The following is a 14759-nucleotide window of genomic DNA, read 5'->3' on the forward strand; positions in this document are numbered from 1 at the left end:
GCGGTCGATCGCGGCGCCGCGGCGCGGATCCGGATGGCAGCATCGTCACTCCTGCGTCGCCGGCCAGCCGCGCCGCTCGCCGCCCAGGCTAGAGCGTGATGGCCCGCGGTGGAATCACCGAAAGCCCGGATCACGCGATCGAGCATCCGCCGGCGCGGCAAGGCCTCGGCCGGCCGGGCAACGGCGCTGGCCTGCCGCGTCCTCCCCTGCACAGACCGGCGGGCGGCGGGGGAGACGCCCGGGGGGGCGTAGCAGGCCGCCATCGCCGGCTCCGGCACGATCCGGCGCGGGCGCTCCGCCCCGGTGCCCGAAAAAAGATCCGGCTCCGCCGCGAATATCCTGGCCGCTCCGCCGGTCTGTGCAGGGGAGGACGCGGCAGGCCAGCGCCGTTGCCCGGCCGGCCGAGGCCTTGCCGCGCCGGCGGATGCTCGATCGCGTGATCCGGGCTTTCGGTGATTCCACCGCGGGCCATCACGCTCTAGCCTGGGCGGCGAGCGGCGCGGCTGGCCGGCGACGCAGGAGTGACGATGCTGCCATCCGGATCCGCGCCGCGGCGCGGCGATCGACCGCCTTCCCGGCGCCGCCCGGCCTCCGGCGCCGCCGCGTCCGGCCATCCCCCGGCGCGGCGCGGCTGACGCGTGGGCTGGCGGGACCGATGGCGGCGGGGGCCGCAGGCTGACGGCCCCGCCCAGGGCCTTGACGCCCAGGATTTTGACTCGGTGGTGCTGGCGCATCTCGACGCTGCCTATGGCCTGGCGCGCTGGCTGGTGCGGGACCCCCATCTGGCGGAGGACGTGGTGCAGGAGGCGGTGCTGCGGGGGCTGAGCTATTTCGCCTCCTTCCGGGGCGAGGACGGCCGCGGCTGGTTCCTGCGCATCGTCCGCAACACTGCCTATACGATGCTCGCCGCCCGCCGCCAGGGCGAGGGGCTGGAGGAGGCGGCGGTGCTGGACCTGCCCGACCAGGCCGATGGCCCGGACGCCGCGCTGTCGCGGCAGCAGGACGCGGCGCGGCTGGAGCAGGCGCTGGCGGCGCTGCCGGTCGAGCTGCGCGAATGCCTGGTGCTGAAGGAGATCGAGGAGCTGTCCTACAAGGAGATCGCCCGCATCACCGGCGTGCCGGTCGGCACGGTGATGTCGCGCCTGTGGCGGGCGCGCCGGGCGCTGCTGGCGCAGGCGGGGGAGGCGGGCGCATGACCGGCGATCCCTGCCAGGAGATGCAGCTGCTGATCCAGGCCGATATCGACGGCGAGCTGCAGGCGGCGGAGGCCGCGCGCGTCGCCGCCCATCTGGAATCCTGCCCCGCCTGCGCCGGGCTGCAGGGCCGGCTGATCGCGCTGTCGGGCAGCCTGCGCGCCGGCATCCCGCGGCACCAGGCGCCGGCGCATCTGCGCGCCGCGGTCCGCCGCCAGCTGGCCCGGCCGGGCACGGCGCGGCGCCCGGGCACCTGGGCACGGCCCTTCGGCTCGGCGGCGATGGGGGCGCTGGCGGCGGCGCTGCTGGTCTTCGCCGTGCTGCCCGACGGTGCCTGGAACGGCGCGGGGCGGGAGCCGATGGCCGACTGGGTGGTGGCGGCGCATATCCGCGCGCTGCAGCCCGACCACCTGCTCGACGTCGTCTCGGCCGAGCAGCACACGGTGAAGCCCTGGTTCGCCGGCCGCCTGCCTTTCGCGCCACCGGTGCGCGACCTGGCCGCCCAGGGCTTTCCGCTGGCCGGTGCCCGGCTGGACCAGCTGCCGGGGGGTGCGACGGCGGCGTTGGTCTATAAGCGGCGTCAGCATGTCATCAACCTTTTCGTCCGCCCCGCCGCGGCGGAGGAAGACCCGGCCGAGACCGCCGGCAGCCGCGAAGGCTACAACTTCCTGCACTGGACGGCCGGCGAGATGAGCTTCTGGGTCGCGTCCGACCTGAATGCGCGCGAGCTCGCCGAATTCGCGGCGCTGTGGCGGTGACGGACAGGTGACCTTTCTCGCCGTCCCGGCGCGCTGCCCTGGCTGAATGATCCAGCGCGTGCCGCAGTCTGTGCTCGCGACGCCGGATCGCCCGGCCGATCGCGGGACGGCGGCGCAGGGCGGCGGCGATCGAGGGGGCTGCCAAGGGCGGAGCGCATCGTCGACCATCCGCTGCCCAGCGCCCTGCCGCGCGGCGGCAGCCTGCGCGGCTTCCGCGCCCGGGCGAAGGCCGCATGAGCGGGCCGCTGGCGGGCTTGCGCGTCCTGGAATTCAGCCACACCATCATGGGTCCCTGCGCCGGGCTGGTGCTGGCCGATCTGGGCGCCGAGGTGATCAAGGTGGAGCCGGCGCCGGGCGGCGACCATACCCGCCACCTGCCGGGCTTCGCCGCCGGCTGTTTCGCCACCTTCAACCGCAACAAGCGCTCGCTGGCGATCGACCTGAAGCAGCCGGAAGGCCGTGCCGCGCTGCACCCGCTGGTCGCCGCCTCGGATCTGGTGCTGGAGAATGACGGGCCCGGCACCATGGAGCGGCTGGGCTGCGGCGGGCCCGCGCTGCAGGCGCTGAACCCGCGCCTGGTCCATCTGGCGCTGAAGGGTTTTCTGGCGGGGCCTTACGAGCACCGGCCGGCGCTCGACGAGGTGGTGCAGTTCCAGGCGGGGCTGGCCTCCATGACCGGCCCGCCGGGCCAGCCGCTGCGGGCCGGCGCCTGGGGCGTCTACGAGCCTTTCGACACGGCCGAGGGCAGCCAGGTCTTCGTCGGCGTCACCAGCGACGCGCAGTGGATCCGCTTCTGCGAGGCCTTCGGCCTGGCCGAGCTCGCCGGCGACGAGCGGCTGCGCACCAATGCCCGGCGCGCCGGCGCCCGGCCCTGGCTGATCCCGCGGCTGCGCGCGGTGCTGGCCGGCCTGCCGCGCGACAGCGTGGTCGCCCGCTGCGAGGCGGCGCGGATCTCCTGGGCCCCGGTCGGGCAGCCGGCCGACCTGTTCGAGGATGCGCATCTGCTGGCCAGCGGCGGCCTGCTGGACACGGCGATCTCCGCCCTCGGCGGCGGCGCCGGGCCGCTGGCGCCGCTGCCGGCCCTGCCGGTGGAGCTCGGCGCCGGGCGCGCCCGGCCCGGCCTGACGCGCCAGCCGCCGCGCCTTGGCGAGCACAATGCGGAGGTCCTGGCCGAGGCCGGGCTTTTGCCGGCGGAGATCGCCGCCCTGGCCGCACGCGGCGTGCTGGCCGGCGAACCGAGCCCGGCGAACGGGCCGGCAACAGCAGAGGACATGCCATGCCTGACGAAGGAGATCGCCGCCGGCGGCTGATCGGCGCGACGCTGGCTCTGCCCACCCTGGCGCTGCCCACCCTGGCCTTGTCGGGGCGGGGCGCGCGGGCCGTCGAGAGCTTCCCCGGCCGCGTCGTGACCCTGGTGGTCAGCGGCCCGGCCGGCGGCACCACCGACTACACCGCCCGGCCGATCAGCCAGCCGCTGTCCGACCGGCTGGGCGTGCCGGTGGTGGTGGAGAACCGCGCCGGCGGCAACGGCATGCTGGCGCTGCAGGCGGTGATCCGGGCGAAGCCGGACGGCCATACCCTGCTGATCGGCTGTTCCGGCACCATCACCGGCAAGCCGGCGGTGGAAGGCTTCGGCGATGTCGACCCGCGCCGCGACCTGGCCGCCGATTGCCGCGAGATCCTGGCCGACATCTCCTTGCAGCGCCGCGCGCTGGAGGCCGGCGCCCTGGTCAGCTTCGAGGATCCGCCGGGGCTGGAGCGCCGCGTCGCCGGGGAACTCGCCATGTGGACGAAGCTGGTGAAGGAGACCGGCATCCGGCCCGATGAGCCAGCAGGGCGCCCCGGACTCAGCCCAGCACCGCCAGCCCGTCCGCGGCGCGCACCCCCTGGCCCTCGGGCAGCACGAAGAGCGGGTTGATCTCCGCCTCCAGCAGCCGCGGCCCGGCCGCCTCGGCCATGGCGGCGAAGGCCAGGATGGCCTCGACGAGCGCCGGGACGTCGGCCGGCGGCGCGCCGCGATAGCCGCGCAGCAGGCGGGCGGCGCGCAGCGTCCCGACCATGGCCTCGGCATCGTCGCGGGTGATCGGCAGCAGCCGCAGCGCGGTGTCCTGGAACAGCTCGGCCGCGACCCCGCCGGAGCCGAGCAGGATCACCGGCCCGAGCTGCGGGTCGCGGTGGAAGCCCAGGATCATCTCGACGCCGCCGCGGATGCGCTCCTGCACCAGGAAGCCCTCGGGCGCCGGGGCGCCGGCCGCCTGCAGCCGGCGCAGCATGGCGGCGCAGGCCTCCGGCACCTCCTGCGGCGCCAGGCCGACGCGCACGCCGCCCAGCTCGCTCTTGTGGGCGATGGCGCGCGACAGCAGCTTCAGCACCACCTCGCCGCCCAGATCGCGCGCCGCGGCCGCGGCGGCCGCGGCATCGGCCGCGACCCGCTCGCGCGCCGCCGCCACCCCGAAGCGCGCGAAGATGGTTTTGCTCTCGGCCTCGTTCAGCGCGCCCGCAGGAAACCCGGCCAGCAGGCCAGGGTCCTCTGCCCGTGGCGCGGGCAGCGCCGAAAGCGCCGCCGGCTGCAGCGCGCGCAGCACCGCGGCGCAGCTCTCCGGCGTGGCGAAGGCGGGGATGCCCTGCTCGTTCAGCCGCCGCAGCAGATGCGGCGCATGCGGGCTGACATAGGCCAGCACCGGCTTGTCGCTGCGCGCCTGGCAGTCGAGGATGGCGCCGGCCGCGAGATCCGGCGTCGCCAGCGCCGAGGAGCCGATCACCACCACCGTCGCGTCATGGTCAGGGCTGTCCAGCAGCGCGTCGATGGCGCCGCGCAGCAGCTCGGGCCGCAGCCCGGCCAGCGTCACGTCGACCGGGTTGCGGGCGACCGCCTCGGCCGGCTCGCCCAGCAGGCCTGCCAGACGCTGCGCGGTCGCCGCCGCGGCCGGCGGCACCTCGATGCCCGCCAGGCCGCAATTGTCGGCCAGCAGCGTGCCCGCGCCCCCGGTCGAGGTCAGGATGGCGACCCGGTTGCCGCGCATCCGCCGCCGCGCGGCCAGCGCCGCCGGGATGTCGAGCAGGTCGTTGAAGCTCTCGGCACGGATCACGCCGTCCTGGCGGAACAGCGCGTCATAGACCCGGTCGGCGCCCGCCAGCGCGCCGGTGTGCGAGCTCGCCGCCCGCGCGCCGGAGTCCGAGCGCCCGACCTTGTAGACCACGACCGGCTTGCCGAGCGCCGCCGCGCGCCGCGCCGCCTGGCGGAACAGCGCCGGCCGGCGCAGCCCCTCCATGTAGACGGCGATCACCTCGGTCGCCGCGTCCTCGGCCAGATGCGCGATCATCTCGCTGCTGTCGATATCGGCCTCGTTGCCGGTGGAGACCAGCTTGGCGAAGCCGATGCCCCGGTCGGCGGCGCGCGACAGCAGCGAGCCCAGGATGCCGCCGCTCTGCGACACCACCGAGATGCGGCCGCGCGCCAGGCCGCCGGCCTCCAGCGCGCCGCTGGCCGAGAGCATGATGCCGTCGGTCAGGTTGACCAGCCCGATGGTGTTGGGGCCGAGCAGCCGCATGCCGCCCGCCGCCTGCAGCAGGGCCTGCTGCCGCGCCGCACCCGCCGCATCGGCCTCGCCATAGCCGCTGGCCAGCACGATGGCGGCCCGGCAGCCGCGCGCGGCCAGGTCGCGCACCGCGGCCTCGGCCCGCTCGGCGCCGAGCAGCACGATGGCGGCGTCCGGCGCGCCGGGCAGCGCCGCGACCTCCGGGTAGCAGGCCAGGCCGCCGATCGTCTCCGCGCGGGGGTTCACCGGCCAGATCTCGCCGGAAAAGCCGTGCTTCTGCAGATAGCCGACCGGGCGGCCGGTCATCTTCGTGGCATCGGCCGAGGCGCCGATCACGGCGACGCTGCGCGGCCGCAGCAGGGCGGCGAGCGGGCTCATGCCGGCTGGCCGGCAGCGCGGGCGGCGCGGCGCTGCGCCACGCCGTCCAGGAAGGCGGCGACCGCCTCCTGGTGCTCGCGCGAGCTGTAGCAGATCGCCTGCGCCTGGCTGCCCAGCGCGAAGACCTGCTCGACCGAGAGCTCGGAGCTCTGGTCGAGGATGCCCTTGCTCAGCGCCAGCGCGGCGGGGGCGCCCTGGCCGAGCTCGGCGGCCCAGGCGCAGGCCTCGGCGAGCAGGCTGTCGTCGCCGGCGACGCGCTCGATCATGCCGAGGCGCAGCGCCTCGGCCGGCTCGAGCGTGCGGCCGGTGAAGATCAGCTCCTTGGCGCGGGCCAGGCCGACGCGGCGCGGCAGGAAATACATGCCCCCGCCATCGGGGATCAGCCCGCGCAGGATGTAGCTCATGGCGAAGCGCGCCGACTCTGCGGCGATGACGAAGTCGCAGGCCAGCGCCAGGTCGCAGCCGAGCCCGGTGGCGGCGCCATTGACCGCGGCGATGGTGGGCTTGGGCAAAGCGTGCAGCATGGCCACGGCATGGTGGGTGCGCTGCTGCCGGCGCCAGCCGTTCAGCGCCACCTCGCCGGGCGGCACCGCCAGCCGCGCCTGCATCGACTTGACGTCGCCGCCGGCGCAGAAGCCGCGGCCGGCGCCGGTGACCACCAGCGCCTTGACGCCGTCGTCGCGCGCCACCTGGTCGAGGGCCGCCATCAGCGCGGCGCGCATGGCGTCGTCGATGGCGTTGCGCGCGGCGGGGCGGTTCAGGGTCAGCACGGCGACGGGCCCGTCGGCCTGCAGCAGGATCGCGTCGGAATCAGCGGAGGTCGGGGTCATGCGGGGCGGTCCTTTTCAGGCTTCGGCGGCGGCGTTCAGCGGCCGCGGCAAGGCGATGCCGGCATTCCAGGCGCGCAGGCAGGCCGCCGCGCCTTCGAAGTAGAGGGAAAAATTCTGGCGGGTGACGTAGCCGAGATGCGGCGTCAGCCGCGTGTTCGGCGCCTGGCGGATCGGGTCGCCGGGCGGCATCGGCTCGGCCTCGTGGGTGTCGATGGCGGCGCCGCCCAGATGGCCGCTGGCCAGCGCCGCGATCAGCGCGGCCTGGTCGACCAGCGGGCCGCGCGCGGTGTTCACCAGCAGCGCGCCGGGCCGCATCAGCGCCAGCTCCGCCGCGCCGAGGATGCCGCGGGTGGCCGGGCCCAGCCCCAGATGCAGGGTCAGGATGTCGGCCTGGCGCAGCAGGGTGTCCTTGTCGACCAGGGTGGCGCCGGCGGCCTCGGCGGTGGCGGCCGTCATGTTCGGGCTCCAGGCCAGCAGCCGCATGCCGAAGGCGCGGCCGATGCCAGCGACGCCGCTGCCGATGCGCCCCAGCCCGGCGATGGACAGCGTCGCCCCCTCCAGCCCGAGGCCGGCGCCCTGCTGCCACAGGCCGTCCCGCAGCCGCCGCTCCTGCTGCGGCAGCTGGCGGGCCAGCGACAGGATCAGCCCCCAGGTCAGCTCCACCGTCGGCGAGGCCAGCGAGGCGGTGCCGCAGACGGCGATGCCGGCCGCGTCGCAGGCCGCGAGGTCGAGCACCCGGTTGCGCATGCCGGTGGTCACCAGCAGCCGCAGCCCGGGCAGGCGGCGCAGCAGCGCGGCGGGGAAGGGGCTGCGCTCGCGGATCAGCACCAGCGCATCGGCGCCTTCCGCCGCGACGCGCGCGGCCAGCGCCGCGTCGTCGAGCTTTTCCGTGAGGAAGCCGACCGGCAGGCCCGACCAGTCGGCCGCCGCCGCGGCGGCCGCGCCGTAATCGTCGAGCACCAGGATGCGGCGCAGCGGCGGGCGCGGCATCACTCGGCCCGGATCTTCGCGCGAGTGACGACTTCCTGCCAGCGCGCGCGGTCGGCCTCGAGGAAGCGGGCGTAGTCGGCGGGGCTGGGGCTGGTCTCGATCTCGACGCCTTCCTCGGCCAGGCGCCGGCGGGCGTCGCCGTCGGCCAGGGTGGCGTTCAGCGCCGCATGCAGCGCCGCGATGCGCTCCGGCGCGACGCCCGACGGCGCCAGCAGCCCGTACCAGGTGGAGGAGATGATGCGGGGAAAGCCCTGCTCCGCCGTGGTCGGCAGCTCCGGCAGGAAGTCCAGGCGGCGCGGCGCGGCGACGGCGAGGGCGCGCAGCCCGCCGCCGGCGATATGCGGCCGCAGCGGCGCCGCCGCATTGGTCAGGATATTGACCCGCCCGGCCAGCACGTCGGTGATCGCCGGGCCGGTGCCGCGATAGGGGATGTGCTCCATCTCGGCGCTGAATTCGAGCGCCAGCAGGGCGCCCAGCACATGGCCGGTGGTGCCCACCCCGGGGCTGGCATAGGAGAGCGGCGGCCGCGCCCGCCGCGCCAGCGCGCGCAGCTCGGGCATGGTGCGCGCCTCGACCTGCGGGTTGACGGTGATGACATTGGGCGCGTTGCCGATGAAGCCGATCGGCGCGAAGTCGCGGATGATGTCGTAGGACACCTTGGGCTGCACCAGGCTGCTGATCAGGAAGCTGCCGCTGCCGCCCAGCAGCAGGGTGTGGCCGTCCTTCGCCGCCGTCGCCACCGCCTCGTTGCCGAGCAGCCCGCCGGCGCCGCCGCGGTTCTCGACGACGAAGGACTGGCCGAGCCGCGCCCCCATGCCCTCGGCGACGACGCGGCCGACGATGTCGTTGCTGCCGCCGGCGGCGAAGGGGATGATCAGCCGGATCGGCCGGTCGGGGAAGCGGCCCTGCGCGGCGGCGCGCCCGGCGGCGAGGCCGAGCAGGGCAGGCATGGTCATCAGGGCGGTGCGGCGGTGCATGGCGTCTTCCCTTCCGTCGGCGTCTCTCGGCGGGATGGCCGCCGGGCGCCGCTTGCTTGCCGCCATCTTCCGCCCTGCGCGCCGCGCCGGAAGTCCGAGAATTGCTTGCGCTACCCCAACCTGATGTTAGGGTCGGCGACATGCGTCCCGCGCCGCTGCCCTTTGAAAGCCTCTGGGCCTTCCGCATCGTGGCGGAGACCGGCAGCCTGACCGCGGCCGCGGCGCGGCTGGGGGTGACGCAGCCGGCGATCAGCAAGCGGCTGCGCGAGCTCGAGAAGGCGCTGGGCTGCCCGCTGGTGCGGCGCGGCGTCAACGCCATCGGCCTGACCGCCGCCGGCGCCCGCCTGGCGGAGGAGCTGCGCGGCGGCTTCGCGCAGATCCAGGCGGCCGTCGACCAGCTGCAGCTGCGGCCGGCGCCGCTGCGGATCCGCGCCTACACCACCTGGGCGCTGCGCTGGCTGATCCCGCGGCTGCCGCGCTTCCATGCGGCGCATCCGGGCATCGATGTCGAGGTCTCGACCTCCACCGCCGTGGTCGACCTGGCGCGGGAGGGCGTCGATGCGGCGGTGCGCACCGTGCCGCCGGGAACGCCGCCGCCCTTCGGCGGGCGGCGGCTGCAGGCGGTCGAGATCTCGCCCTTCGCCGCGCCGTCGCTGCTGCGCGGCGGGGAGGGGGCCTGGCCGGCTTCGGCGCGGCTGCTGGGCAGCCGGGTGCGCGCCGGCGACTGGGCGCTGTGGCACCAGGCCCGCGGCACCGTGGCGCCCCAGCCGCCGCTGCTGTTCGAGAGCACCAGCCTGGCGATCCAGGCGGCGCTGGAGGGGCTCGGCGTGGTGATCTGCTCGCCCGCCTTCCTGCGCGACGAGGTCGAGGCGGGGCGGCTGGTGGCGCTCGACCCGGCCAGCATTCCGACCGGCGACTTCTACTGGCTGCTGCTGCCGACCGGCCAGGCCAGCATGCCGCTGGCCACCTTCGCCGACTGGCTGGTGGCCGAGGCGGCGCCAGCCTAGAGCGTGATGGCTTGAGGCGGACTCACCGAAAAGCCGGGATCCCGCGATCCAACAAAAGGCGAGAGCGGGTTGCCTGCCTCCGTCAGCAGGCAACCCGCTCTCGCGCCATCGCCTAGCCGGCCGGCTTCAGCCGCCGCAGCCGGCCGCGGAACAGGCCGCGCTTGCTCAGCGCCTCGAACATCTCCTCCGGCCCCTCGGGGTCGAGCACCTCGTGGTCGGCCAGCCAGGCCTCCACCGCGCCGAGGTCGGGCTCCTCGTAGGGCCGCAGCGACCGGCCGGGGCCGCGCAGCGCCTCGATCGCGCCGATCAGCGAGCCCTCCGCGGCGATGGCCTCGGCGACCGCCGCGGCGGTCAGGCCCAGATGCTCGGCCAGCAGGTCGTCGCGGATGTCGCGGATGCGGGCGGCAAGCGCGGGCTGGCGCGGATCGCCGGCATCGATCGCCACGTCGCATTCGGTGTCGAGCCGCATCGAGCGGTTGTTCAGGTTGGAGGAGCCGATCCGCAGCACCCGGTCGTCGACGATCATGATCTTGGCATGGCAGTAGATCGCCTCGCCCGAGGCGGTGACCGGATGGTAGAGGCGGAAGCGCTGGCCTGTGGTGTCCAGCCGCCGCAGCGCCTCGTGCAGCCGGGCGCGGGCGGTGTCCATCGCCACCGGCTCCAGCCAGCCCTGCGCGCTGACCGGGTTGATCAGCACGATCTCGGGCCCGTCCGGCTCGGCCAGGCGCCGGGCGATGGCCTCGGCGACGCGGCGCGAGGCGAAATACTGGCTCTCCGCATAGATGCAGCGCCGGGCTGCGGCGATCAGCTCGAGATGCAGCCGCTCCACCTCGCGCACCGGCGCGCGCTCCGGCATCTCCGGATAGGAGCGGGCGATGGCTACGGCCACATCCTCGAATTGCGGGGTCAGCGCCGCGGGCCAGCAGCTGTTGCCGCGCGGCACCGGCACCACCTTCCTGCCGCCGGCGGCATGCCAGCGGTCGACCGCCAGCTCGCCGAGCGCCGCGGCCGCCGGCCCCTCCAGCGCCGTGGTGGCGTCGTGCCAGGGCTTGTAGGGCTGGCCGGCCGGGCTGACCCGGCCGGGATCGGCGTCGCGGTGCGCGCGCGTGTCCCAGCGCTCGCCGGTCATGTCGATGCCGCCGCAGAAGGCGGTCTCGTCGTCCAGCACGACGATCTTCTGGTGGTGCGAGGCGCCGGTCGGATGCGCGCCGTCCAGCTTGGTGTGGATGCGGTCGTGCCACATCCAGCGCGCCAGGGTGATGATGGTGCTGCCGCGGAACAGCGTCTTGACGGCACCCAGATCCCAGCGCAGCAGATAGACGTTGAGCTCCGGCCGGTTGCGCACCAGCCAGAGGATGAATTCGCCGAGCTGGTCCGGCGCCGCGTCCTGGTTGCCGGCGCCCAGCGTGATCCGGGCGTCGAAATCCCAGCCGATCAGCATGATGCGGTGGCGCGCCGCCAGCATGGCGGCGCGGGCGATGCGGAAATACTCGTCGGCATCGACGATGACGGCGAGCCTGCCGGCCTGCTCGAGGCGCCAGCAGGTCTCGCCGGGCCGCAGCAGGGCAGCGGAAGCAGCCGGGGGCGCCATCTCGTTCATGCGCCCATTAAACCAGAGAACCGCGTGCTTGGCGATGCGGCCGGCCCGGCCCGGGGGGGTATCCCGACCTCGTTTATCGCGGCAGGCAGGCCAGGGTCATCGGACCATGTCATCGGACAATCGGCTTTCAATATGACCAAGGAATGACTTAGCCTTCATCCCAGGCCGGCAGAGCTCGGCCGTCATGGGGAGAAGACGAGATGCAACGCAGGACCCTGCTGGCCCAGGCCTTGGGCGTGGGCGGCTTCGCCATCACCGGCAAGGCCGCGGCCCAGGCCATCACGCTGAACGGCGCCTCGCAGTTCAACGACGAGCATGCCTTCACGCGCTGCCTGGTGCGCTTCGAGGAGCTGGTGCGCCAGTATTACGGCGAGCCGATCAACTTCGTGCTGCACAAGAACAGCAGCCTCGGCCTCGAGAAGCAGTATTTCGAATACATGTCGCAGGGGCGGGCGCTGGATTACGGCATCGTCTCGCCGGCGCATATGTCGACCTTCTCGCGCGCCGCACCCTTCATCGATGCGCCCTTCCTGTTCCGGGATCTGGCGCATTGGAACCGGGTGATGGACCAGGACCTGCTGAAGCCGATCGGCGACGAGGTCGAGAAGCGCGCCCGCGTCATGCTGGTGGGCTATGCGGGGGGCGGCATCCGCAACATTTTTGCGAACCGCCCCCTGACGAACCTGGCCGAGCTGCGCGGTGTCAAGGTCCGGGTGCAGGGCGCGCCGATCTGGAGCCGCACCTTCGCCGCCGCCGGCATGTCGCCCACCGTCATCGCCTATAACGAGATCTACAACGCCATCCAGAACGGCGTCATCGAGGCCGGCGAGAACGAGGCTGCCGGCGTCGAGCAGATGCGCTTCTTCGAGGTGGCGCCGCATCTGGCGCAGACCCAGCACGCCGTCACCGTTCGCCCGATCTGCTTCTCCGCCGGCAGCTTCGCCCGCCTGCCGCCGAAGCTGCAGGCCGCCATCCGCCGCGCCGGGCCGGAGGCCGCGGCCTATGGCCGGCAGATCGAGTCCGGCGAGGACAGCCAGAAGATCGACGCCCTGGCCGCCGCCGGCCGGCTGAAGAAGGTCGAGTTCAGCGACCGCCAGGCGCTGATGGACAAGGTGGCGCCGGTGCTCGGCGCCTATGCCAGGGAGATCGAGGCGGAGGGGATCCTCGGCCGCATCACCGGCGTCGCCGGCTGACGCGCCGCACCCTGCAACGTGCCGCCCGCCAGGACCGGCGGGCGGCCAGCGGATGGAACCCCGCATGACCGAGACCTATGACGGCAGCGGCCCGGCGCTCGGCGCGCCGCCCGATGCCTGGCTGAGCCGGCTGATCGCCCTCTATGCCGCGCTGCTGCGCGGGCTGCTGGGGTTGAGCGTGCTGGTGCTGCTGTTTCCCGTCACCCTGCAGATCGTCTCCCGCTTCACCGCGCTGCTGCCGCATTACATCTGGACCGAGGAGATGGCCCGCTTCGGCCTGGTCTGGATGGTGATGATCGGCGCCATGCTGGCGGTGCGCGAGGGGACGCATTTCGTGGTCGACGTCTTTCCTCGCTTGTCGCCGCGCGGCCTGGCGATGATCGAACTGCTGACCGGCGTCTTCGTCCTCGCCTTCGCCCTGATCTTCCTGGTCTTCGGCTGGGAATTCACCGAGAGCGCCTTCTACCGCATCAGCGAGATGGCCGAGCTGCCGCTCTGGCTGATCCACATGGCCTGGCCGCTGGCCGGGTTTTCCTTCGTCATCTTCAGCGCGGAACGCATGTGGCGCGCCGCGCGCCTGCTGTCGGCCCCGGAGACCCATCGCGCATGAGCGGCACCCTGCTGACCCCGGGCCTGGCGGCGGCCATCCTGTTCGGCGGCTTCTTCCTGATGCTGGCGCTGCGCGTGCCGGTGGCCTTCGCCCTCGGCCTGTCCTGCGCGCCGATCCTGATGCTGGAGCCGCGGCTGTCCCTGTTCATCCTCGTGCAGGAGACCTTCAACGCCTATAACAGCTTCATCCTGCTGGCGGTGCCCTTCTTCCTGCTGACCGCCAACCTGATGAATGTCGGCGGCATCACCGACCGGCTGATGACGCTCTCCCGCGGGCTGGTCGGCCACTTCCCCGGTGGCCTGGCGCAGATCAACGTCGTGCTGTCCTTCTTCTTCGCCGGCATCTCCGGCAGCTCGACGGCGGATGCCGCCAGCCAGAGCAAGATCTTCATCGAGGCGCAGCGCAAGGAAGGCTACGACGACAGCTTCTCGGTCGCGATCACCGCGGTCTCGGCGGTGCTGGCGGTGATCATCCCGCCCTCCATCCTGATGATCGTCTGGGGCGGCGTGCTCAGCGTCTCGATCGGCGGGCTGTTCCTGGCGGGCGTGGTGCCCGGCATCCTGATCGCGGGCGTGCAGATGGCCACCGTCCATGCCTATGCGGTGCGCCGCGGCTATCCGACCTATCCGCGCTCGACCTGGCGGCAGCTGGCCTGCGCCTTCGCGGTCTCCGTGCCGGCGCTGATGACGCCGCTGATCATCATCGGCGGCAAGCTGTTCGGCTGGTTCACCGCGACCGAGAGCGCCTGCATCGCCGTGCTCTATGCCGGCGCGCTGTCGCTGCTGGTCTATCGCGAGATGAAGCTGCCCGGCCTGTGGGACAGCCTGGTCGATTCCGGGCGGCTGGCCGCGATCGCGCTGTTCTGCGTCGGCACCGCCAGCGCCTTCGGCTGGCTGCTGGCCTATTACGAGATCCCGCGCGTGCTGCTGGAGGGCGTGCAGGGCTGGGGCATGGGTGCCATCGGCACCGGGCTGTTCATCGCCGGCGTCTTCCTGATCACCGGCTGCTTCCTGGATGCCATCCCGGCCATCATCATCGTCGGCGCCATCCTGCAGCCGCTGACCGTCTCGGTGGGGATGGATCCGATCCAGTTCGCCATGATCGGCATCGTCGCGCTGGCCTTCGGCCTGGTGACGCCGCCCTATGGCCTCTGCCTGATGATCGCCTGTTCGGTGGCGGGGATGCGCATGGCGGATGCGCTGAAGGACACCATGATCATGCTGATCCCGATGCTCGCGGTGCTGTTCCTGATCATCCTCTGGCCATCGCTGGTGCTGTTCCTGCCGCGGATGATCTCCCCGGAATTCCTGGGATAGGACAGGAAAGGGGCGGCGCGGCGCCGCCCCGGGCGGCCACCGATCGGCGTCGATGGCGCGCCCCGGTCAGCGCGTCGGGCCGCGCCTTCCGCGCGGCCGGCAGCGGCCTGGCCTCGGCCGCGGCTGGCCGCCGCCCGTCGTCGCGGAGCCGGCCGGTGACACATTCTGTTTCTGAATTTTCGGACACTTTTGCCCCGCAGCGCGGTTGTCGCGGCAGGACCGGCGCCGGATGCCGGCCCGCTCGACGACAGGAGCCGCCATGACCGATCGCCGAACCCTTCTGGGCGCCGCCACGCTGGGCACCGCCCTCGGCGCGCTGGCACTGCCACGCCGGGCCGCGGCCCAGGCCACCACGGCCCCAACCGCCC

General features: G+C 73.7%; 13 protein-coding genes. 8 read left to right on the forward strand and 5 right to left on the reverse strand.

Features of this window, described 5'->3' with window-relative positions; all coding sequences use genetic code 11:
* Positions 1-719 precede the first annotated feature (719 nt).
* The 4 genes from BKE38_RS27920 to BKE38_RS31680 all read left to right on the forward strand — a co-directional run bounded on the left by BKE38_RS27920 (position 720) and on the right by BKE38_RS31680 (position 3869).
* Positions 720-1196, forward strand: a complete 477-nt coding sequence (locus BKE38_RS27920; protein WP_076960428.1) for a sigma-70 family RNA polymerase sigma factor — start codon at positions 720-722, stop codon at positions 1194-1196.
* Complete coding sequence (locus BKE38_RS27925) at positions 1193-1951, forward strand: anti-sigma factor family protein (RefSeq protein ID WP_076960429.1); 759 nt, start codon at positions 1193-1195, stop codon at positions 1949-1951. The genes BKE38_RS27920 and BKE38_RS27925 overlap by 4 nt, the downstream gene beginning before the upstream one ends.
* Before the next feature lie 233 nt (positions 1952-2184).
* Positions 2185-3261 (forward strand): CaiB/BaiF CoA transferase family protein, encoded by a 1077-nt coding sequence (locus tag BKE38_RS27930; protein WP_076960430.1) that lies wholly within the window; start codon positions 2185-2187, stop codon positions 3259-3261.
* Positions 3228-3869: a Bug family tripartite tricarboxylate transporter substrate binding protein gene (locus BKE38_RS31680; RefSeq protein ID WP_083747926.1), complete on the forward strand. Its 642-nt coding sequence runs from the start codon at positions 3228-3230 to the stop codon at positions 3867-3869. Before BKE38_RS27930 ends, BKE38_RS31680 begins: the two co-directional genes overlap by 34 nt.
* Here the strand turns inward: BKE38_RS31680 and BKE38_RS27940 are convergent.
* Genes BKE38_RS27940 through BKE38_RS27955 form a run of 4 tightly spaced genes read right to left on the reverse strand, consistent with a single transcriptional unit; the run spans position 3799 to position 8665 of the window.
* Complete coding sequence (locus BKE38_RS27940) at positions 3799-5868, reverse strand: acetate--CoA ligase family protein (protein ID WP_076960432.1); 2070 nt, start codon at positions 5866-5868, stop codon at positions 3799-3801. The two genes, BKE38_RS31680 and BKE38_RS27940, sit on opposite strands and share 71 nt — an antisense overlap.
* Positions 5865-6698 carry an enoyl-CoA hydratase/isomerase family protein gene (locus BKE38_RS27945; RefSeq protein ID WP_076960433.1) on the reverse strand — a complete coding sequence of 278 codons (834 nt, stop codon included), beginning with the start codon at positions 6696-6698 and terminating at the stop codon, positions 5865-5867. The genes BKE38_RS27940 and BKE38_RS27945 overlap by 4 nt, the downstream gene beginning before the upstream one ends.
* Positions 6699-6713: 15 nt before the next feature.
* Complete coding sequence (locus BKE38_RS27950; RefSeq protein ID WP_076960434.1) at positions 6714-7688, reverse strand: D-2-hydroxyacid dehydrogenase family protein; 975 nt, start codon at positions 7686-7688, stop codon at positions 6714-6716.
* Positions 7688-8665 carry a Bug family tripartite tricarboxylate transporter substrate binding protein gene (locus tag BKE38_RS27955; RefSeq protein ID WP_076960435.1) on the reverse strand — a complete coding sequence of 326 codons (978 nt, stop codon included), beginning with the start codon at positions 8663-8665 and terminating at the stop codon, positions 7688-7690. The genes BKE38_RS27950 and BKE38_RS27955 overlap by 1 nt, the downstream gene beginning before the upstream one ends.
* Positions 8666-8805: 140 nt before the next feature.
* On the opposite strand from BKE38_RS27955, the gene BKE38_RS27960 reads away from it, so the two are divergent.
* Positions 8806-9672 (forward strand): LysR substrate-binding domain-containing protein, encoded by an 867-nt coding sequence (locus tag BKE38_RS27960; RefSeq protein WP_076960436.1) that lies wholly within the window; start codon positions 8806-8808, stop codon positions 9670-9672.
* 112 nt (positions 9673-9784) lie between these two features.
* Here the strand turns inward: BKE38_RS27960 and BKE38_RS27965 are convergent, their stop codons facing one another.
* Positions 9785-11272, reverse strand: a complete 1488-nt coding sequence (locus tag BKE38_RS27965; RefSeq protein ID WP_242662599.1) for a phospholipase D-like domain-containing protein — start codon at positions 11270-11272, stop codon at positions 9785-9787.
* A gap of 200 nt (positions 11273-11472) precedes the next feature.
* Here BKE38_RS27965 and BKE38_RS27970 point away from each other — a divergent pair, with 200 nt between their 5' ends.
* From BKE38_RS27970 to BKE38_RS27980, 3 genes are all read left to right on the forward strand, one after another.
* Positions 11473-12465 carry a TRAP transporter substrate-binding protein gene (locus BKE38_RS27970; RefSeq protein WP_076960438.1) on the forward strand — a complete coding sequence of 331 codons (993 nt, stop codon included), beginning with the start codon at positions 11473-11475 and terminating at the stop codon, positions 12463-12465.
* A 64-nt stretch (positions 12466-12529) separates the two neighbouring features.
* Positions 12530-13075 (forward strand): TRAP transporter small permease, encoded by a 546-nt coding sequence (locus tag BKE38_RS27975; protein ID WP_083747924.1) that lies wholly within the window; start codon positions 12530-12532, stop codon positions 13073-13075.
* Positions 13072-14391 (forward strand): TRAP transporter large permease, encoded by a 1320-nt coding sequence (locus BKE38_RS27980; RefSeq protein ID WP_083747925.1) that lies wholly within the window; start codon positions 13072-13074, stop codon positions 14389-14391. The genes BKE38_RS27975 and BKE38_RS27980 overlap by 4 nt, the downstream gene beginning before the upstream one ends.
* The last annotated feature ends 368 nt before the right edge of the window (positions 14392-14759 follow it).

Source organism: Teichococcus deserti, from assembly GCF_001982615.1.
Lineage (GTDB): Bacteria > Pseudomonadota > Alphaproteobacteria > Acetobacterales > Acetobacteraceae > Pseudoroseomonas > Pseudoroseomonas deserti.